Source organism: Pseudomonas aylmerensis, from assembly GCF_001702265.1.
Classification (GTDB): domain Bacteria; phylum Pseudomonadota; class Gammaproteobacteria; order Pseudomonadales; family Pseudomonadaceae; genus Aquipseudomonas; species Aquipseudomonas aylmerensis.
On record NZ_MAUE01000017.1, the window covers coordinates 1 to 21,031 of the forward strand.

The 21,031-nt window shown below is 62.2% G+C and carries 13 protein-coding genes; 7 read left to right on the plus strand and 6 right to left on the minus strand.

What is annotated here, in order from left to right; all coding sequences use genetic code 11:
- Nucleotides 1-71: 71 nt before the first annotated feature.
- From BBG20_RS33155 to BBG20_RS13500, 3 genes are all read left to right on the plus strand, one after another.
- Nucleotides 72-374, plus strand: coding sequence for an IS3 family transposase (locus tag BBG20_RS33155; RefSeq protein ID WP_065899480.1), 303 nt, complete (start codon nt 72-74; stop codon nt 372-374).
- Nucleotides 371-1,207 carry an IS3 family transposase gene (locus BBG20_RS13495; RefSeq protein WP_065899479.1) on the plus strand — a complete coding sequence of 279 codons (837 nt, stop codon included), beginning with the start codon at nt 371-373 and terminating at the stop codon, nt 1,205-1,207. The genes BBG20_RS33155 and BBG20_RS13495 overlap by 4 nt, the downstream gene beginning before the upstream one ends.
- 1,043 nt (nt 1,208-2,250) lie before the next feature.
- Complete coding sequence (locus tag BBG20_RS13500; RefSeq protein WP_065904285.1) at nt 2,251-4,338, plus strand: LTA synthase family protein; 2,088 nt, start codon at nt 2,251-2,253, stop codon at nt 4,336-4,338.
- 72 nt (nt 4,339-4,410) lie between these two features.
- Here the strand turns inward: BBG20_RS13500 and BBG20_RS13505 are convergent, their stop codons facing one another.
- Complete coding sequence (locus BBG20_RS13505) at nt 4,411-4,563, minus strand: DUF3309 family protein (protein ID WP_015885095.1); 153 nt, start codon at nt 4,561-4,563, stop codon at nt 4,411-4,413.
- 328 nt (nt 4,564-4,891) lie between these two features.
- Here BBG20_RS13505 and BBG20_RS13510 point away from each other — a divergent pair, with 328 nt between their 5' ends.
- Nucleotides 4,892-5,713 (plus strand): SDR family oxidoreductase, encoded by an 822-nt coding sequence (locus BBG20_RS13510; RefSeq protein WP_065904286.1) that lies wholly within the window; start codon nt 4,892-4,894, stop codon nt 5,711-5,713.
- Nucleotides 5,714-5,876: 163 nt separating this feature from the next.
- Entirely contained in the window at nt 5,877-6,080 is a 204-nt protein-coding gene (csrA, locus tag BBG20_RS13515; protein ID WP_065904288.1) for a carbon storage regulator CsrA, read from the plus strand.
- A 10-nt stretch (nt 6,081-6,090) separates the two neighbouring features.
- Here csrA and BBG20_RS13520 read toward each other — a convergent pair whose 3' ends face one another.
- The 4 genes from BBG20_RS13520 to BBG20_RS13535 all read right to left on the minus strand — a co-directional run bounded on the left by BBG20_RS13520 (nt 6,091) and on the right by BBG20_RS13535 (nt 11,655).
- The gene (locus BBG20_RS13520) at nt 6,091-6,318 is read right to left on the minus strand and encodes a YheU family protein (RefSeq protein ID WP_003192759.1); all 228 of its coding nucleotides are present in this window, start codon (nt 6,316-6,318) and stop codon (nt 6,091-6,093) included.
- Nucleotides 6,319-6,378: 60 nt separating this feature from the next.
- Nucleotides 6,379-7,563 carry an osmoprotectant NAGGN system M42 family peptidase gene (locus BBG20_RS13525; RefSeq protein ID WP_065904290.1) on the minus strand — a complete coding sequence of 395 codons (1,185 nt, stop codon included), beginning with the start codon at nt 7,561-7,563 and terminating at the stop codon, nt 6,379-6,381.
- Between the two features lie 567 nt (nt 7,564-8,130).
- On the minus strand, nt 8,131-9,879 hold the full coding sequence (ngg, locus tag BBG20_RS13530; protein ID WP_065904291.1) for an N-acetylglutaminylglutamine synthetase: 1,749 nt from the start codon (nt 9,877-9,879) through the stop codon (nt 8,131-8,133).
- Between the two features lie 3 nt (nt 9,880-9,882).
- Entirely contained in the window at nt 9,883-11,655 is a 1,773-nt protein-coding gene (locus tag BBG20_RS13535; protein WP_065904293.1) for an N-acetylglutaminylglutamine amidotransferase, read from the minus strand.
- A gap of 311 nt (nt 11,656-11,966) precedes the next feature.
- Between BBG20_RS13535 and BBG20_RS13540 the strand changes: the two genes are divergently transcribed.
- Nucleotides 11,967-16,802: an NEL-type E3 ubiquitin ligase domain-containing protein gene (locus BBG20_RS13540; RefSeq protein ID WP_065904295.1), complete on the plus strand. Its 4,836-nt coding sequence runs from the start codon at nt 11,967-11,969 to the stop codon at nt 16,800-16,802.
- Between the two features lie 8 nt (nt 16,803-16,810).
- Here the strand turns inward: BBG20_RS13540 and mnmC are convergent, their stop codons facing one another.
- Nucleotides 16,811-18,808: a bifunctional tRNA (5-methylaminomethyl-2-thiouridine)(34)-methyltransferase MnmD/FAD-dependent 5-carboxymethylaminomethyl-2-thiouridine(34) oxidoreductase MnmC gene (mnmC, locus tag BBG20_RS13545; protein ID WP_065904297.1), complete on the minus strand. Its 1,998-nt coding sequence runs from the start codon at nt 18,806-18,808 to the stop codon at nt 16,811-16,813.
- 156 nt (nt 18,809-18,964) lie between these two features.
- Between mnmC and pap the strand changes: the two genes are divergently transcribed.
- Nucleotides 18,965-20,479 (plus strand): polyphosphate:AMP phosphotransferase, encoded by a 1,515-nt coding sequence (gene pap, locus BBG20_RS13550; RefSeq protein WP_065904299.1) that lies wholly within the window; start codon nt 18,965-18,967, stop codon nt 20,477-20,479.
- The last annotated feature ends 552 nt before the right edge of the window (nt 20,480-21,031 follow it).

Here is a 21,031-nt window from a genome sequence, read left to right on the forward strand (position 1 = left end):
TGAACTGGCCTAATGATTTTGGACACCTCAATCGGGCGCTATGATGGCGTCCAAATCTGAGGTGTTTGGATATGCGTAAATCTTATTCATGTGAGTTCAAACTCAAGGCTGCCAGCATGGTGCTGGACGAGGGGCAGTCGGTTCCCGAGGTCTGTGCCAGCTTGGATATTGGCCCTACGGCCTTGCGCCGCTGGGTCGATCAAGTTCGCAAGGAACGCTTGGGCTCGACTCCGGTGGGAGCCAAGGCGATTACCGCGGATCAGCGAGAGATCCAGGAACTTAAAGCCTTGCTCAGGCAAAGAGACCGGGATATCGAAATCCTAAAAAAGGCCAGTGCTCTCCTGCTTTTGGACGCCAAAGATCACTCTCGTTGATCTGTGAGCTGGGCGAGCAGTACGGCGTTAACGATTGCTGTCGTGTGTTCGGAATAAACCGCAGTAGCTTTTACGCATGGCGTCAGCGCCAAGGCAAGGTGAGCCCTAAGCGAGAGAAACTCAAGGCTATGCTGGTCAAGCACCACAGGGCGTCGAGAGAGTCTGCGGGCGCTCGTACCTTGGCTAAACAGCTGCAAGCCGGCGGGCATGATGTCGGGCGGTTCATGGCTCGCAGCTTGATGCGAGAAGCAGGCATTGTCAGCCGTCAACGCCGGCGCCATAAGTACAAGTCACCTGGCGTGGAGGCTTTGGTGGCACCGCATGTGCTCAAACGCAAGTTTGATGTTGCGACGGTCAATCAGGTGTGGTGTGGGGACGTGACGTACATCAAAGTCGGCAAGCGTTGGCTGTATTTTGCGGCGGTTCTGGACTTGTTCGCTCGCCGGATTGTGGGCTGGTCGTTTTCGATGATCTCTGATGCCACGCTGACCTGCGAAGCCCTGCGCATGGCGATTGAACTGCGCGGTCGCCCAAAAGACGTACTGTTTCACTCCGACCAAGGTTGCCAGTACACCAGCCATAAATTCAGAAATGAACTGCTGGAACATGGACTCCGACAAAGCATGAGCCGTAAAGGCGAATGCTGGGATAACGCTCCGATGGAGCGTTTCTTTGGAAGTTTGAAATCAGAGTGGGTGCCAGAAGCAGGCTACGGGTCGGAACATGAGGCCCGAGCGGATGTGCAGCGCTATGTATCGCGCTACAACATCACCAGGCCGCATAGCTACAACGACTATCGGTCACCAGTCGCCAGGGAGAAGCTGGTGGCGTGAAACCTTAATCGGTGTCCAAGATTACTTGACCAGTTCAAGCCCGCTCCCACATTTGGGGTGTATTTCAAGGTTGGAACCGAGCTGTACCGTCCGCTCAAATGCCGCAGCACCCCGAATCCCAAGCCCGAGCAGCGATCAAAACTGTGGGAGCGGGCTTGCCCGCGAAAGCGGTGGGTCAGTCGCTGGAGAGGGTGGCTGATCTGGCGCCTTCGCGAGCAAGCCCGCTCCCACATTTGGGGTGTATTTCAAGGTTGGAACCGAGCTGTACCGTCCGCTCAAATGCCGCAGCATCCCGAATCCCAAGCCCGAACAGCGATCAAAACTGTGGGAGCGGGCTTGCTTGCGAAAGCGGTGGGTCAGTCGCTGGAGAGGGCGACTGATCTGGCACGTTCGCGAGCAAGCCCGCTCCCACATTTGGGATGTATTTCAAGGTTGGAACCGAGCTGTACCGTCCGCTCAAATGCCGCAGCACCCCGAATCCTAAGCCCGAACAGCGATCAAAACTGTGGGAGCGGGCTTGCTCGCGAAAGCGGTGGGTCAGTCGCTGCAAAGGGCGACTGATCTGGCACGTTCGCGAGCAAGCCCGCTCCCACATTTAGGGTGTATTTCAAGGCTGGAACCGAGTTGTGCCGTCCGCTTAAATGCCGGTGCAGCACCCCGAATCCCAAGCCCGAGCAGCGATCAAAACTATGGGAGCGGGCTTGCTCGCGAAAGCGGTGGGTCAGTCGCTGAAGAGGGTGGCTGATGTGGCGCCTTCGCGAGCAAGCCCGCTCCCACATTTATGTTTCGAAATATTCTGCGCACACAATTTTCACATCCCATCCAAGACAATTCGCCCGCTCAAACCTCCCAGCCAAAGGCTCTATCTCAACTGCCATTAAAGGCGGGGCAGGGGTGCACGTTCAGTAATTAATAGCCTTGCCGGCTTCGATCGGGCACCATTTGCGCCACCGCGTTAACCGCCTACCCCAGCCAGCCTGGGCGAGGGACGGACGCCACTGCATTATTTCGCAACTTAAACTTCCAATGGGTCCTGAAACGACATGGCAAACCCGGACGCCCTGAGTCAGCAGCGAGCTTCTAATCGCCTGCTGCAACCGACCGTCAAATCCCATCTGGCTTACACGCTGCTCTGCGCACTGGTCATGATGGTGATGTTCTCGCTGCTGCGCCTGGCGCTGCTGGTGTACAACCGCGAGATGATCCTCGACACCCCGGCCTCGACCTTCCTCGAAGCCTTCGCCAACGGCCTGCGTCTGGACCTGCGCCTGGTGGTGTACCTGATCATCCCATTGCTGCTGGCGCTGTTCAGCGTACGGGCGATGGCGGCACGTGGGTTCTTCCGTTTCTGGCTGACCGTAGCGTCCAGCATCGCGCTGTTCCTGGGCCTGATGGAAATGGACTTCTACCGCGAGTTCCACCAGCGCCTCAACGGCCTGGTCTTCCAGTATGTGAAGGAAGACCCGAAAACCGTGATGAGCATGCTCTGGTACGGTTTCCCGGTGGTGCGCTACCTGCTGGCATGGGCCGTGGGCACGTTGATCCTGAGCATCGCGTTCAAGGGCGCCGACCGCGCCACTCGCCCGCGCGGCCCGTTCAGCGGTGGCAGCATCGGCACCCGCCAGGTCGCACCGTGGTACAGCCGCATCGCGGTGTTCGTGGTCTGCCTGCTGATCGCCGTGGTCGCCGCACGTGGCACCCTGCGCCAGGGCCCGCCGCTGCGTTGGGGTGATGTCTACACCACCGAATCGAACTTCGCCAACCAACTGGGCCTCAACGGCACCTTGTCGCTGATCGCGGCCGCGAAGTCGCGCTTCTCCGAAGACCGCTCGAACATCTGGAAGGCCACCCTGGATCAGCCACTGGCGACCCAGACCGTGCGTGACATGCTGGTGCTGCCGCAGGAAAAACTGGTGGATGCCGACATCGCCGCCGTGCGCCGTGACTACACGCCACCGGCCGAGAAGACCCTGCCGATCAAGAACGTGGTCGTGATCCTGATGGAAAGCTTCGCCGGTCACTCGGTCGGCGCGCTGGGGCGTCCGGGCAACATCACGCCGTACTTCGACAAACTGTCCAAGGAAGGCCTGCTGTTCGATCGCTTCTTCTCCAACGGCACCCACACCCACCAGGGCATGTTCGCCACCATGGCGTGCTTCCCGAACCTGCCGGGCTTCGAATACCTGATGCAGACCCCGGAAGGCAGCCACAAGCTGTCGGGCCTGCCGCAGTTGCTCAGTGCGCGCAAGTTTGACGACGTGTATGTCTACAACGGCGACTTCGCCTGGGACAACCAGTCGGGTTTCTTCAGCAACCAGGGCATGACCAACTTCATCGGCCGCAATGACTTCGTCAACCCGGTGTTCTCCGACCCGACCTGGGGCGTGTCCGACCAGGATATGTTCAACCGTGGCCTGGAAGAGTTGAAAGCCCGCGAAGGCGGCAAGCCGTTCTATGCGCTGCTGCAGACCCTGTCCAACCACACCCCGTACGCATTGCCGACGCCGTTGCCGGTCGAGAAAGTCACTGACCGTGGCAGCCTCAACGAGCATTTGACGGCCATGCGCTATTCCGACTGGGCCCTGGGCCAGTTCTTTGAAAAGGCCCGCAAGGAGCCGTACTTCAAGGAAACCCTGTTCGTGATCGTCGGCGACCATGGTTTCGGCAACGAACAGCAAATCACCGAAATGGACCTGGGCCGCTTCAACGTGCCGATGCTGATGATTGCACCCGGCATGCAAGAGAAGTTCGGCGAGCGTGACCACACTGTGGGCACTCAGATCGACATCGTGCCGACCATCATGGGTCGTCTCGGTGGCGACACCCTGCACCAGTGCTGGGGTCGTGACCTGCTCAACCTGCCGGAAGGCGACAAGGGCTTCGGCGTGATCAAGCCGTCTGGCAGCGACCAGACGGTAGCCTTGGTCACCGCCGACCGGATCCTGGTATTGCCCAAGGAAATGCCGCCGAAACTGTGGGAATACGAACTCGGCGCCAACCCTACCGGCAAAGTGATCCCTGAATCGCCGGACGAGGCTGCACTCAAGCAGCGACTCGAGTCGTTCCTGCAAACCGCCACCAAGAGCCTGCTGGATAACACTGCCGGCGTGGTGAATGGTAAGCCGGACTAACTAACCGGCAATAAAAAAGAGGCCTTTTTCAAGGCCTCTTTTTTTTGCATCTTTTTTAATACCGGGTGGCGGTTATATCCGACCCAGCAGCAACAGCACCAACAGCACCACCAGCACTACACCGAGGATGCCCGACGGGCCATAACCCCAGTTACGCGAGTGAGGGAACACTGGCAGACCACCGACCAGCAACAGGATCAGGATAATGATCAGAATGAGGCTCATAGTTTTTTTCCTTATAGGCCTTCTGCAAAGACCGGTTATTTAACGAGAGGCCCGTCATTTAAATTCGGACGCCTTAACAACTCCGACTGCACCACGACGGAGAAAATTCCGTGTTTTTTTAAAGCATTTCGCACACAGGCTTATTTCTTTTAATGCGTTCGCAACTGCAGCTCATTAGTTGAAAAAGATTGAACTTAGGCTATACGCCGGCATCCGACCCGGCCTGCGGTTTGCCTGGGGCATTCATCAATCTGATGGTGCGTGGGTGCGGGAAAAACCTTCGCTACACTGCCGGTCACTTCTTCTGTGAACCACAAGGCTACTTCCTATGCAAAATCGCATGATGATCACTGGCGCCGGGTCCGGCCTGGGTCGTGAAATCGCTCTGCGCTGGGCCCGTGAGGGTTGGCAGTTGGCCTTGTCGGACGTCAGTGAGCCGGGCTTGCAGGAAACCCTCAGGCTGGTGCGAGAGGCCGGTGGCGAGGGTTTTATCCAGCGCTGCGACGTGCGCGACTACAGCCAGCTCACCGCGTTTGCCCAGGCCTGCGAGGTGAAGCTGGGCGGCATTGATGTGATCGTCAACAATGCGGGCGTGGCCTCGGGTGGGTTCTTCGCCGAGCTGTCGCTGGAGGATTGGGATTGGCAGATCGCGATCAACCTGATGGGGGTGGTCAAGGGCTGCAAGGCGTTTCTGCCGCTGCTGGAAAAGAGCAAGGGCCGCATTATCAACATCGCGTCGATGGCGGCGTTGATGCAGGGCCCGGCCATGAGCAACTACAACGTGGCCAAGGCCGGTGTGGTGGCCTTGTCGGAGAGCCTGCTGGTGGAACTCAAGCAGCAAGAGGTCGGGGTGCACGTGGTGTGCCCGTCGTTCTTCCAGACCAACCTGTTGGATTCGTTTCGCGGACCGACCCCGGCAATGAAGGCGCAGGTGGGCAAGTTGCTCGAGAGTTCGCCGATCTCGGCGGCGGACATTGCCGACTACATCTACCAGCGGGTGGCGGCGGGCGAGTTCATGATCCTGCCCCATGAGCAGGGGCGGATGGCGTGGGCGTTGAAGCAGAAGAATCCGCAGTTGCTGTACGACGAGATGACAGTGATGGCCGACAAGATGCGCGCCAAGGCCCAGGGTCAAAGCGCCAAGGCTTGACCCAGGCTGGCCGGTGAGGGCGCTACCGAAGGCAATATTTCGTCAGGTCTGTCAGGCAAATTACCAACGTTTGTAGGTGCTGGCTGATTTGTTTGCAAGCCATTGATGGCGCCCATCCATGCGCGCATGGTCAAGGTCCTGAGACTCAAAAAGGACAACGACCATGCTGGTATTAAGCCGTACTGTCGACGAAATCATTTCCATCGGCGACACCATCGCCGTGCACATCCTCGAGGTGAACGGTACCCAGGTGAAATTCGGGGTAGAGGCACCGACCGGGGTGCATGTTCATCGTGCCGAGGTCTATCAGAAAATCCTCGAGCGCCAAGGCGCTGCCACCCATCCGGTGCTGGTGCCCAACCCCTGAATAACCTCGGTCAGTCGAACAGATGCTTGGGCACATCGTGCTTGAGCATCAACTGGCACTGCTCGCTTTCCGGGTCGAACACGATCAATGCCTGGCCCTTGGTCAGCGCCTGGCGCACACGCAATACACGGGTTTCCAGGGGCGTGTCGTCGCCATTGTCGGTGCCGTCACGGGTGACGAAATCTTCGATGAGGCGGGTCAGGGTGTCGACTTCAAGCGCGTCGTAGGGAATCAGCATACAAGCCTCACATAGAGAATCCCGGCGATGCTACTGCGCCGGGACTCCAGTTGCCAGTCTTCAGGACTTGTTGCCCACCAGGCTGTCCACCGACGGCACGCGGGTATCGCTCTCCATCTGTGTTTCATGCTCGATCTGGTGACTGAACCGATCCAGTGAACCCTGGGCCGGCTGGGCGTCGCTGGCGAACACGGGCGGGCTGAGGATGTAGGCGCTCAACAGCCGGCTCAGGGCGGCGAGGCTGTCGATATGCGTGCGCTCGTAGCCATGGGTAGCATCGCAACCAAACGCCAGCAGCGCGGTGCGGATGTCGTGGCCGGCGGTCACGGCCGAGTGAGCATCACTGAAGTAGTAGCGGAACAGGTCGCGACGCACCGGCAGTTCGTTGTCGGTTGCCAGTCGCAACAGGTGCCGCGACAGGTGATAGTCATACGGCCCGCCGGAATCCTGCATCGCCACGCTCACGGCATGCTCGCTGGAATGCTGGCCGGGGGCGACCGGGGCGATATCGATGCCGACAAACTCGCTCACGTCCCAGGGCAGGGCAGCCGCGGCGCCGCTGCCGGTTTCCTCGGTGATGGTGAAAAGCGGATGGCAGTCGATCAGCAACGGCTCGCCGCTGTCGACGATGGCCTTGAGAGCCGCGAGCAGGGCGGCGACGCCGGCCTTGTCGTCCAGGTGGCGCGCGCTGATATGCCCGCTCTCGGTAAACTCCGGCAGCGGGTCGAACGCCACATAGTCGCCAATGCTGATGCCCAGGGAATCGCAGTCGGCACGGGTCGCGCAGTAGGCGTCCAGGCGCAATTCAACGTGGTCCCAGCTCACTGGCATTTCATCCACGGCGGTGTTGAACGCATGCCCCGAGGCCATCAACGGCAGCACGCTGCCACGGATCACGCCGTTGTCGGTGAACAGGCTGACGCGGCTGCCTTCGGCAAAGCGGCTCGACCAGCAACCTACCGGCGCCAGGGTCAGGCGACCGTTGTCCTTGATCGCGCGCACGGCGGCGCCGATGGTGTCCAGGTGTGCGGAGACGGCGCGGTCAGGGCTGTTTTTCTGGCCCTTGAGGGTGGCGCGAATGGTGCCGCGCCGGGTCATTTCAAACGGAATGCCGAGCTCTTCCAGGCGCTCGGCGACGTAGCGCACGATGGTGTCGGTAAACCCGGTCGGGCTGGGAATGGCGAGCATTTCCAGCAAGACTTTTTGCAGGTAATTGAGGTCCGGTTCGGGGATGGTTCGAGTCATGAAAACTCCTCGTGAGGTGAGCGCGCTATTGGAGCGAGCGGGCTGGTTGTGGCGTGGCGAGCGGGCTAATTGTGGTGACTGGGTTAATTGTGGTGAGCGGGCTTGCCCCGCGTTGGGCTGCGAAGCGGCCCCAAAACCTGCCAATGAGTTCTGGCTGGCAAAACGCGGCGCCTGGATGGGGGCTGCTTCGCAGCCCAACGCGGGGCAAGCCCGGTCGCCACAACAGCCCTGCTTGCCACAACAGTTCTGCCTGTGATGACAGTCCTGCCTGCCACAACAGTTCTGCCTGTCATGACAGCCCTGCCTGCCACAACAGTTCTGCCTGTGATGACAGTCCTGCCTGCCACAACAGTTCTGCCTGTCATGACAGCCCTGCCTGCCACAACAGTTCTGCCTGTCATGACAGTCCTGCTTGCCAAAACAGTTCTGCCTGCCATGACAGCACTGCTTGCCACACCAGTTCTGCCTGTCACAACAGCCCTGCTTGCCAAAACAGCCCTGCCTGCCAGACACAGCCTGCTTGCCACCACGCACATGCTCACCACAACAGCCCGGCTCTCCACTGGGTTATTGGGCGGTCGGCTGGCTATGGGGAAACAACAAATCCACAAACTTCTCCGCCGTCGGCTGCGGCTCATGGTTGGCCAGGCCGGCCCGTTCGTTGGCTTCGATAAATACATAGTCCGGTTGGTCGGCGGCGGGCACCATCAGGTCCAGGCCCACCATGGGGATGTCCAGGGCGCGGGCGGCGCGTACGGCGGCGTCGACCAGCGTGGGGTGCAGGATGGCGGTGACGTCTTCCAGGCAGCCGCCGGTGTGCAGGTTGGCGGTGCGGCGCACGGCCAGGGTCTGGCCCCGGGGTAGAATGCTGCTGTAGTCGTAGCCGGCCGCCTGCAGGGTGCGTTCGGTCTCGGCGTCCACGGGGATTTTGCTTTCGCCGTCGGTGGCCGCCTGGCGCCGCCGACTCTGGGCTTCGATCAATGCCCCGATGGAATGCTGGCCGTCGCCGGTGACTTCGGCAGGGCGGCGGATCGCGGCGGCGACCACCTCGAAGCCGATCACTAGGATGCGCAGATCGAGGCCCTGGTGGAAACTTTCGAGCAACACGCGGCTGTCGAACTGGCGCGCCGCTTCGATGGCCTGCTGCACCTCTTCAATGGTCTGCAGATCCACCGCCACGCCTTGGCCTTGCTCACCATCCAGCGGCTTGACCACGATGCGCTGGTGTTCGTCGAGGAACTCCAGGTTGTCATCGGCGCTGCCCGCAAGTTGCTGCGATGGCAGTTTCAATCCGGCAGCTTTCAACACCTTGTGAGTCAGGCTTTTGTCCTGGCACAGGGTCATGCTGATCGCGCTGGTCAAGTCGCTCAGCGACTCGCGGCAACGCACGCGGCGTCCGCCATGGCTCAGGGTGAACAGGCCGGCATCGGCGTCATCCACCTGCACATCGATGCCGCGTCGGTGCGCCTCTTCGACGATGATCCGCGCGTAGGGGTTGAACCCCGCCTGCGGACCCGGGCCGAGGAACAACGGCTGGTTGATGCCGTTCTTGCGCTTGATCGCAAAGGTCGTCAGCGCGCGAAAGCCGAGCTTGGCGTAGAGGTTCTTGGCCTGGCGGTTATCGTGCAGCACCGACAGGTCGAGGTAACTCAAGCCACGGCTCATGAAGTGCTCGACCAAGTGGCGCACCAATACTTCGCCGACGCCAGGACGCGTACAGTGCGGGTCCACCGCCAGGCACCAGAGGCTGCAGCCATTTTCCGGGTCGTGGAAGGCTTTCTGGTGATTGAGGCCCATCACGCTGCCGATCACCGCGCCGCTGTCTTCATCCTCGGCCAACCAATACACCGGGCCACCTTGATGGCGCGGGGTCAGGCGCTCAGCGTCAACCGGCAACATGCCGCGGCCTTGATAGAGCTGATTGACCGCCGCCCAGTCTGCCTCGGTCTGCACCCGGCGAATGCGGAAACCGCGAAACACCCGGGTGGCCGGACGATAGTCGCTGAACCACAGCCGCAGGGTGTCGGAGGGGTCGAGAAACAACTGCTGCGGATCGATCCCGAGGATCTGCTGCGGCGCGGCCACGTACAGGGCGATGTCGCGTTCACCGGGCTGTTCGTTGAGCAGTTCCTCGGCCAGGCTCGCGGGGTCGGGAAAGGTATGGCCGATCAACAGCCGGCCCCAGCCGCAGTGCACGGCAATCGGCTCGGCGGCCAGCGGGCTGCCATCTTCGGCCAGTCGGGCTTGCAGGCGCTCGTAGGTTGGCGCCTGGCCCTTGAGCAAGCGTTGGCTGTAAGCCGCTGCATGGGGTTTCATCAATCAGATTCCTTGTTCGCTGAGCCACAGGTTCAGCGCCGCCAGTTGCCACAGCTTGGAGCCGCGCAGCGGGGTCAGTTGGCCTTGCGGATCGGTCAGCAGGCGGTCGAGCATGGCCGGATTGAACAGGCCACGGTCCTGGCTCGGGTCGAGCAGCAACTCGCGCACCCAGTTGAGGGTGTCGCCTTGCAAATGCTTGAGGCCGGGGACCGGGAAGTAACCTTTCTTGCGGTCGATGACTTCGCTCGGGATCACCCGGCGCGCCGCTTCCTTCAACACTTGCTTGCCGCCGTCGGGCAGCTTGAATTTGCCGGGCACGCGGGCCGACAGTTCCACCAGGCGGTAGTCCAGGAACGGCGTACGCGCTTCCAGGCCCCAGGCCATGGTCATGTTGTCGACGCGTTTGACCGGGTCGTCCACCAGCATCACGGTGCTGTCCAGGCGCAACGCCTTGTCCACGGCCGCATCGGCACCGGGCATGGCGAAATGTTCGCGCACGAAGTCACCGGCGGCGTCGTTGGCGGTCAGCCATTTCGGCGCGACGGTGGCGGCGTAGTCGTCATAGCTGCGGTCAAAGAATGCTTCGCGATAGGCCGCATACGGATCGCTGGCGCCGTCGACCTGCGGGTACCAGTGGTAACCCGCGAACAGCTCGTCGGCACCCTGGCCGCTCTGCACCACCTTGCAATGCTTGGCCACTTCCCGCGACAGCAGGTAGAAGGCGATGCAGTCGTGGCTGACCATCGGCTCGCTCATGGCGCGGAAGGCCGCCGGCAATTGTTCGATGATCTCGCTTTCGGCGATGCGCAACTGATGGTGGCGCGTGCCGTAGTGCTTGGCGATCAGGTCCGAGTACTGGAATTCGTCGCCACGCTCGCCGCCGGCGTCTTCAAACCCGATGGAGAAGGTCGACAGGTCCTGCACGCCCACTTCACGCAGCAGGCCGACGAGCATGCTCGAGTCGACGCCGCCGGACAGCAGTACACCGACATCCACGGCGGCGCGTTGACGAATTGCCACGGCTTCGCGGGTGCTGTCGAGCACGCGGTCGGTCCAGTCTTCGAGGGTGAGGTTGCGCTCATCCTCGTGCGGGCCGTAGGGGAGGGTCCACCAGGTTTTCTGCTCGGTGGTGCCGTCGGCGTCGATGCGCATCCAGCTGGCCGGCGGCAGTTTTTCGATACCTGCCAGCAAGGTGCGCGGTGCAGGCACCACGGCGTGGAAGTTCAGGTAATGGTTGAGCGCCACCGGATCGAGGATCGGGTTGATATCGCCGCCCTTGAGCAGCGCCGGCAAGGCCGAGGCAAAGCGCAAACGCTGGCCGGTACGCGACAGATACAACGGCTTGACGCCGAGACGGTCGCGGGCGATGAACAGGCGCTGGGCATCGCGCTCCCAGATGGCGAATGCAAACATGCCATTGAGCTTGGGCAGCAGGGCTTCGCCCCAGGCGTGATAGCCCTTGAGCAGCACTTCGGTGTCGCCACCGGAGTAGAAGGCGTAGCCGAGGGCTTCAAGCTCCTGGCGCAATTCCGGGAAGTTATAGATCGCGCCGTTGAACGCCAGGGACAGGCCCAGTTGGGCGTCGACCATCGGTTGGGCGGAGCCGTCCGACAGGTCCATGATTTTCAGGCGTCGATGGCCCAGGGCAATCGGCCCTTGGGCATGGAAGCCCCACGCGTCAGGTCCGCGTGGCGCCAAGTGATGGGTGATTCGTTCCACCGCTGCCAGGTCGGCAGGTTGGTGATCGAAACGTAATTCTCCAGCTAATCCGCACATAGAGTCCTTACCGGTTTTTCCGTTGGGGAGGGATAGAAATGCACGCGCCAATTCAGCGGGTACCTAGGGACTGACCCCACGCCCATGTGCGGAGTTTTAGATCAATAAGTTATATGGCAAACGGCCGCCCCTGCCTGCGAAGTGCCCCCCGGCCCGCGTGGCGTGGGCTAACGTGGCGGTAACCAGATCACGTTCAGGTACAAAAACCAGGGCGCTCCAGTGCTTGAACGCGCAACTATTTGAACCCTTTGACGAGGAGGTTGGGCTTATCGTGCTGCGTCATTGTTCAACGCAATGAAGGAACGTTGTTAATGACGCAAACAGTTGATTTGAGCCAGGCCGTCGCGCCTGTGACTCAGGATGAAACGATGGCCGCGCTGCTGGGAGTCACCGGCGACCTGGACAAGGCGCAAGTGCTGTATGAGCAACTGCCGGCCTGGTTGGTCAAGGCTGATGCCGATGTGCTGCACGGCATCGAGCGGGCGCATGCGCTGAGTGAACGGCCGCGGGAAAAACTGCAGCGGCTGCTGCGCCGCCTCAAGCCCCTGGATCAGTTTTGCCGCGAACGGCTCGGCGCCTTCCTGGCGAGCAAAGGCCTGGCTGGACTGGACATTGATAATGACACCCTGGATCTGCCCCGGCGTTCATTCAGCGGTGTGAGTGCAGACCTTGGCGGCATGCTGATCGAGACCATCAACCTGGAGCGGCACAGCCTGTTGCAGGCCGCCATGCAGAACTTTTCCGACGCCTCGGCCGCGGCTGGCGGGCTACCGATCAACGCGGTCGTGCGTGTCGGGCCAAAGCGCGCGATTGCGCAATACCCCACCGCGCATACCTTTGTCGGTTACTGTCGCGAGTTGAACCTGGGCGCGGCTTATCAGGCGCATATCCGTGAAGTGTTCAACCTGCCTGCTCCCGGTGAGGGCCAACTGGACACTGGCCGGGGCTATAACCCGGCGGTCAGCGAGGTTGGCCAGCCTCGCTGCCTGGACATGCAGATCGACCTGCATGTGGCCTATGGCAAGGGCGATATCGACGCCCCCACCCGTGCGTTGTTGCTCGACGTGGTCAGGCTCGACCTGCCAGCCGCTGAGGTTCCAAACGTGTGGTTCAACCGCCAACCGTTGACCTGGCAGGGCTTGAACATAGACGGGGCTTGCTTGTGGGGCGTGCTGGTGTTTTCCAGCACGGCGGCCGAGGGTCTTTCCCGCGGCCCGATCGTGGTGTACATGCCCAATGAGCCGGTGCGCCCGTGGTACCGCTATGAGTCCCTGGAGCAGTTCAAGGTCTACCTGACGCTCAAACTCCAGGTCGGTTCCTATCGAACGTTTTTCACCGGCTATCTGGATGAGTCCGAGCGCTTCGATTTTTTTCAGCGCTTTGACCAGAACAAAACGTTGATACGGGTGGAGCCGCTGGCGGTAACCAGCAATGTGTCGACGTTTTTTTTCAATGCCTGTGTCGGCAAGATACGCCTCGATGCCCTGGTACTGGCGGTGCCCAACGCCCAGGCCGATGACGATGCGCGCAAGGAGCGCGTCCAGAATTACCTGGATATCGGCCTGACCCTGCTGAATGTCGCGGGGTTGATGGTGCCGGTCATCGGGCAACTGATGATGGGCGTGGCGGTCGGGCAGATTCTTGGGGAGGTCTTCGATGGGGTGGACGATTGGGTCCACCAAGACAAGCACGAAGCGCTCAGGCACCTGACCAACGTCGCTGAAAACCTGGCCGCCATGGCCTTGTTCGCGGCGGGGACGAGCGTGGTGGGGCGGCTGTGGCGATCTACCCCTGCCACGTCGCGGCTGTACGAGAAAGTCGAAGGTGTGCGCATGCCGGACCAATCCACGCGGTTATGGCGTACCCGTCCCGAGCCCTATCAGCAGTCCCTGTCACTGCACGGCCGGGTTGCCGGTCCGCGAGGGGTGTATCAGGTCGACGGCCAGTCCTACGTGAATATCGACGGTGCGGTGTATTCGATCACCTTCGATGCCCGTACCGGCCGGTGGAGAGCCGTGCACCCGCGACGTGCGTCGGCGTATCAGCCGCCGGTGAGCCACAACTTCCAGGGCGGCTGGCAGTTCTCGTTCGAGCGTCCCTATGAGTGGGAAAGTGTCGAATACATCCTGGGGCGGCTCGACCCGAGCCTGAAGTCCTTTACCCCGGAACAGTTGCGCCAAATCGCCGCCATCACCGATATGAACTTGTCCCGCCTGCAGCAACTGGCCAGGGACAACCTGCCATTGCCGGAACGGTTGCGCGATTGTGCGCAGCGCATGCGGCAGAACCAGAGTATTCGCGACCTGATCTGGCAAATGGACCATCAAGCCCCCTTCGACGAGACGACCTCCCACGTGCAGATGCAGGCGCTGCCGTTGATGGACGGCTGGCCCAAAGGGCGGTTTTTCGAACTGCTGGACGACGAAGGCTATGTGCTTGAGCGTCACCCTGACACTGCGCCTTTCGACTACGAAGACCTGAGCATCCACCTGACCACGCAGCAACTGAAAAGCGGGCAGATCCTGCCGACATTGCTGGCCGCCCTGGACGATGAAGAAAAGGTGACACTGCTGGGCGGCGCCTTTCAGCCAGGCGAGGCGCAAGCGATCCTGGCGCGGCGCCTCGCAGCATCGCTCAAGCAGCAACATCGAGCGGTGTATGAACGGCTGCGAGCGCATGCCGACTTCACCGAGCAGGCGGATCATGGGTTGCTCAAGGACCGTCATCCGCAGTTGCCTATTCGGCTCGCCTGGGAAGTCATGAGTGAAGCCTCCACCGCCGAGCGCCTGCGCTTGCGTCATACCCGGCGCGTGCCGCTGCGCCTGCGCCAATCGGCGCGCGCGACCGAGGAGGCGTTGGACGAAGACGAGGCCCTGATGGGCCTGTACGTACCGGAGGTGGCCACCGATGCCACCCGCCGCATCGCCACCGGCCTGCTGCGCGTGGTGCCGGGCTGGCCCGAGGACCTGGTGCTGCAAGTGCGCCGTGAGCGCTTGCGAGGCGACGTTCTCGCCCAGGTGGGCGATACAGAGGCTGCCGCCACGCGTGTGCTGGTTCAGTCGGCCAAGGGCTTTCGCGCCCACGATGGGCAGGGGGTGTCGCTGGGTGCGCTGGCCGGTGGTCCGGAAGGGTTTTACTCGGCCCTGCTCGACTGTCTGTCCGCCGAGCACATCGAGGCAATGGGACTCGACGGAAACGAAATGGCCAGTCGCTTGCGCCACACCCTTATCGGTAAGGCCGAGGATGAGCGCAGCCGGATGGCCCGTTACCTGTGGCCGGAACGGGCGCTGGCTGAGGAACCGGCCCTGTCGTGCGAGCAGGCCACGCCGATGGGGTGGCAGCAATATCCCCATGGCCTGATGCGCAAGGTCAGAAAGCTCTACCCCTTGTTTGATGACTCGCGCATCGCGACTTTCCTGCAAGCCCTGGGCTCCGATCACCTGTCCCGCGCCAAAGCCGTGCGTGCCCTTGAAGAACAATATGAGGCGTTGCATCGGGCCCTGAAGCTGTGGACCAAGGACAAGGTCGCACAATCCGACCAGGCCCTGCTTGACCTGCGCCTGGCGCGCCATCAGGCCGCAGAAGCGATCAAGCGCAGTTGGCAATACGCGACGTTGAGTCGGGATGTGGCGGCTCGCCAGGTCCCGATCCTGAATCTTGACGGCATGGCCGTTGGCGCCTTGCCGACCCTGCCGCCAGGTGTCCATTTCGGGCATGTCCGGCAGTTGTCGTTGAAGCGGATGGGGCTCAACGACGACGTCGGGTATTTCCTCAAGCACTTCAAGGGCCTGAATTTCCTCGAACTGACGGGTAACCGCATCACGCGGCTGCCGGAAGTGCTCCAGCAAATGAAGCAGCTCAGTCACTTGTACCTGGACCACAACCAACTGCAACTGACCGAGTACACCCGCACCAAACTCGCCGACCTCAAGGTGCTGCAAGTGCTGAACCTGAACGACAACCCGCTGCTGGACTCACCGGTGGTCTACAAGATGCTCGATCTGCAGACCCTGGCCTTGCGCAATTGCCGGCTGACAAGCCTGCCGACCGGCATTATGCGCATTCCCCACCTGAACCGACTCGACCTGCGCGCCAACGATATCGTCAGCTTGCCGCCGTGGTTGTTCGACACCGAGCAGCGCAAGCCCGAGAACATCCACCTGGAGCAAAACCCGCTGGATGCCGGCACCCGCCAGCTACTGAACCATTACCGCGACGAGACGGGGGTGGGCATGGGGTTTTTTGAAGATGACATTGGCCGGTTACACGAACAGCGGGCCAAGGCCCTGTGGCTGGGGGATGAACGGCTGGCGGGGCACGCGCAGCAAGCCGAGATCTGGCTGGGGCTTCGCGATGAGCCGGCTTGCGACGGACTGTTCAAGCTGCTGGCAGGGCTGAGTGATACCGCAGACAGCGTGCACGTGCGAGAGGACCTGCACCGGCGCGTCTGGAACGTGTTGGAAGCGACGGCAGAGGATGTCGAGTTGCGCGGCCAAGTGTTCGAACTCGCCGCCACGCCGTTGAACTGTGATGACAGCGCCGCCGACAGTTTCAGTAATGTGGAGGTACTGGTTCTGGTCCGCAAAGCGGTGCGACAGGTCGAAACGGGTGAGGCGCAGACCCGGCCGCTGCTGCGCTTGGGCAGGGGCTTGTTTCGTCTCGATCGGCTGGCGTCCATCGCCCGTCGCCATAGTGTCGCGCATCCGACGGTCGACCCGCTGGAGGTCAGCCTGGCCTATCGGACTGGCCTGGTCGAGCGCCTGCACTTGCCGGGGCAGCCTCGCCACATGCGCTATGCCAGCCTCGGCGGGGTCACCCAGAACATGCTCAGAATGGCCGAAGCGCAGGTCAAGGAGGCTGAGCTTTCGCCGCTGCTTCTGAAGTACCTGGCGAGTCTGCCGTGGTGGCAAAACTACTTGAAAAAGACCCAGAGCGGTTCGTTTGAAACCTTGAACGAACCGTTCATCAGCCGCTCGGACACGCTGTTCGAGCAGCGTGAAGCCCTGGATGACGCCACCTACAAAAAGCGTATCGATCAGATCAGTGACGACCGGCAACGGGCGGAGTCCGCCGAGCTTGAACGCCTGACCCAGGAGGCGTTGAGGCTGGATGACCTGGGTGGCTGTGCATTGCCAACGGTGCACTGAGCCTGCGCTCAGCGCGGATTTTTCACGGCGTTGCTGCGAATCAAGGCCCGCACCGCGAAGCGGTTCGGGTGGCAGGCCTCGGCCACACTGCGCGGCAGGGGCAGCGGCTCGTTGTCCAGCCAGGCTGCCAGTAGCTCGCCGGACAGCGGCGCGGTGATCAGGCCCCGCGAGCCGTGGCCGCTGTTGACGTACAGACCGTCCAGCCACGGGCAGGCGGCTTGCGGGGCGTGGCGGGCGTCCTTGCGCAGCGCATCGTAGGCCAGGTCGAAGGCCTCGGGATCGGCGAGCGGGCCGACAATCGGCAGGTAATCCGGACTGGTGCAGCGAAATGCAGCGCGGCCTTCCAAGGCATCCGGGGCGAGGCTGGCCGCCTGCAGGCGCCGGGCCAGGTCCGGGGAGATTTCCTCCAGCAGCTCGAGATTGCCGGCATGCTCGGCAGCAGTGGGGGCGAGGTCATCGCTGTGGAAATTGAAGCTGGCCCCCAGTGTGTGTTCACCCAGGCGTGGCGGCGCCACATAACCTTCGGCGCACACCACCGTCGCCAAGGCCTGGCTGTCGGCGGTCTGGGGCAACCGGGTGATTTGCCCGCGAATACGCTTGAGGGGCAACGCGGCGCTGGCAGCAAAACGCTTGACCTCGGCGGCACCGGCCAGCACTACCACCGGGGCACTGGCGAGCAACTGCTCACCGTCCCAGGCCTGCCAATGGTCGTCGACTTTGCGCAGCTCCAGCACCTCGTGATGGGCCAGCACATTGATCCCGGAGTGGCGTGCCTGCCACTGGCAGAGAGCGGGCGGGTGCACCCAGCCACCTTCGGGGAAAAACAGCCCGCCATGCTCCAGGCCAACCCCGGCGCGCACCTGGGCCTGATCCCGGTCCAGCAGGTGCAGCAAGTCCGGAGCGAACGCCCCGGCCAGTTGCGCCTGGCGTTCAGCCTCCTTGGCATTGAAGGCCAGTTGCAGCACGCCGCAGCCATCCCAATCCACCCCCCGGTGCAGGTGTTCCAGCAGGCGCCGGGTATGCCCGAAGCCGCTGACAATCATCTGCGACAAGGCGGTGCCGTGGGCGGACAACTTGAGGTACAGCACCCCCTGCGGATTGCCGGAGGCCTCCTGGGCCAGGGCCTCATGCCGCTCCAGCAGGCTGACCCGCCAACCGCGCGCGGCCAGGCTGGCGGCGCTGGCGCAACCGGCCAGGCCACCGCCGATCACCAGGGCGTGGCGCTCGCCATGGAGCGCGGGAGGGCGCGCGAACCAGGGTTTGACCGCAGCCGGCGCGGGCGTCTCGGCGGGCCAGCCGAGAAACTCACCGCGCAGGATTTCCCATTTATGACCGATGCCCGGCGTGCGCTTCATCTTGAAACCGGCGGCGTTGATCAGGCGCCGTACCCAGCCGGTGCTGGTGAAGGTGCTGATGGTCGAGCCGGGGGCTGCCAGGCGTGCCAGTTCGGCGAACAGCTCGGCGGTCCACATCTCGGGGTTTTTCGCCGGGGCGAAGCCGTCGAGAAACCACGCGTCGACCTGGGCGTCCAGTTGCGGCAATTGCTCCATGACATCGCCGACCAGCAGGGTCAGGGTCACCCGGCCGTTATCCAGCACCAGTTGCTGGAAGCCTGGATGAATGGCGATGTACTGGGCCAGCAGTTGCTCGGCGAAGGGCTGCAGTGGCGGCCAGAGGGCGAGGGCGCGCTGCAGGTCGGCGTGGCTCAGCGGGTACTTTTCCACGCTGACAAAATGCAGACGCGCACCGGCCACGGCGTGCTGTTCGAACAACTGCCAGGCGCAGAGAAAATTCAAGCCGGTGCCGAAGCCGGTCTCGCCAATCACCAGCCGCCCGCCCACCGGCAGTGCCGCAAAGCGTTCCTGCAGGCGGTTCTGCTCGAGGAACACATAGCGGGTTTCTTCAAGGCCGGACTTATCGGAGAAGTACACGTCGTCAAACGCCCGCGAGTGCGGGCGACCTTGGTCATCCCAGTCGAGCTGGGCGTTGGGCAATACGGGGGTCATGGGCGGCTCATCATCAACGAAGCAGGCAACGGCAAGGCGGCCATTCTAGCCGATCAACTACCAACGCATTGATCCATGGCAAGCGGCAGTGGAATTTCCTCCCGCGTGTCGTTGCCCAATCCGCTAGTCTTGCTGAATTCTGGAACGGAGCCGCCCATGTTCGAATCTGCCGAAATTGGTCACGCCATCGACAAAGACACCTACGACGCCGAAGTCCCGGCCCTGCGCGAAGCGTTGCTGGAGGTGCAGTACGAGCTGCAGCAGCAAAAGCGTTTTCCGGTGATCATCCTGATCAACGGCATTGAAGGGGCCGGCAAGGGCGAGACGGTCAAACTGCTGAATGAATGGATGGACCCGCGCCTGATCGAGGTGCGCACCTTCGACCAGCAGACCGACGAAGAACTGGCCCGCCCACCGGCCTGGCGCTATTGGCGCCAATTGCCTGCCAAGGGCCGCATGGGCATCTTCTTCGGCAATTGGTACAGCCAGATGCTGCAGGGCCGGGTGCATGGCGAGATCAAGGACGCGCGGCTCGACCAGGCCATCGCCGGGGCCGAGCGCCTGGAGAAAATGCTCTGCGATGAAGGCGCGCTGATCTTCAAGTTCTGGTTCCACCTGTCCAAGAAGCAAATGAAAGCGCGCCTCAAGGCCCTGGCCGACGACCCGTTGCACAGCTGGCGCATCAGCCCGCTGGACTGGCAGCAGTCCGCGACTTACGACAAGTTCGTGCATTTTGGCGAGCGCATCCTGCGCCGCACCAGCCGCGACTACGCGCCGTGGCACGTGATCGAAGGCGTCGATGCGCACTACCGCAGCCTTACCGTGGGCAAGATCCTGCTCGAAAGCCTGCAAAATGCCCTGAAGCAGGCCAAGGGCAAGGCCAGCGGCATGAACCCGGCGCCGCTGCTGGCTTCGGTGGACCAGAAGAGTCTGCTCGACAGCCTCGACATGACGCTGAGCCTGGACAAGGACGATTACGAAGAACAGCTGATTACCGAGCAGGCCCGCTTCTCCGGCCTGATGCGCGACAAGCGCATGCGCAAGCACGCCCTGGTGACCGTATTTGAAGGCAATGACGCGGCGGGCAAGGGCGGCGCGATCCGGCGTGTCGCGGCGGCACTGGACCCGCGTCAGTACCACATCGTGCCGATTGCCGCGCCAAGCGAGGATGAACGCGCCCAGCCTTACCTGTGGCGGTTCTGGCAGAAGATCCCGGCGCGCGGCATGTTCACTGTGTTCGACCGTTCCTGGTACGGCCGCGTGCTGGTGGAGCGCATCGAAGGCTTCTGCACCCCGGCCGACTGGATGCGTGCCTACGGCGAGATCAATGACTTTGAAGAGCAACTGCGCGATGCGGGCGTGATCGTGGTCAAGTTCTGGCTGGCGATCGACAAGCAAACCCAATTGGAACGCTTCCAGGCCCGCGAAGAAATCCCGTTCAAACGCTTCAAGATCACCGAAGACGACTGGCGCAACCGCGAAAAGTGGGACGACTACCGCGCCGCCGTCGGCGACATGGTCGACCGCACCAGCACCGAGGTCTCGCCCTGGACATTGGTGGAAGCCAATGACAAGCGCTGGGCGCGGGTAAAAGTGCTGCGCACCATCAACCGCGCGCTGGAAGAAGCATTCGAGAAAAGCGACAAGCACGACAAGAAGAAAAAGAAATAAGCGCGAGGCAGTCGGCTTGGGGTGGAGAGCTGGCTTGTGGTGGACAGCTATGGTGGACAAAGCTGGTATTTAGTGGAGAGCCCGCTTTTTTGTGGCGAGCGGGCTTGCCCCGCGTTGGGCTGCGCAGCAGCCCCAAACCCTGCCCACCTCTTCTGACTGAAGCCCAGCAGTGCCTGGGGTCAGGGCCGCTTCGCGCCCCAACGCAGGACAAGCCTGCTCACCACAAGGGCTTGGCCGTACAAACTCTCTGCACTACAAACCCGCGTGGTGGAAGCCAGCTTTTAGTGGACAGTGGAGAGCCAGCTTTTTTGTGGCGAGCGGGCTTGCCCCGCGTTGGGCTGCGCAGCAGCCCCAAAACCTGCCCACCCCTTCTAACTGAAGCACCGCACTGCCTGGGGCCGGGGCCGCTTCGCGCCCCAACGCAGGGCAAGCCTGCTCACCACAAGGGCCTGGCCATCCAAACTCTCTGCACTACAAACCCGCTGCACAACAACCTCCCGCACAACTAGACTTCTGCACAACAACCCCACTGCCCAACAACCCCCCCATTAC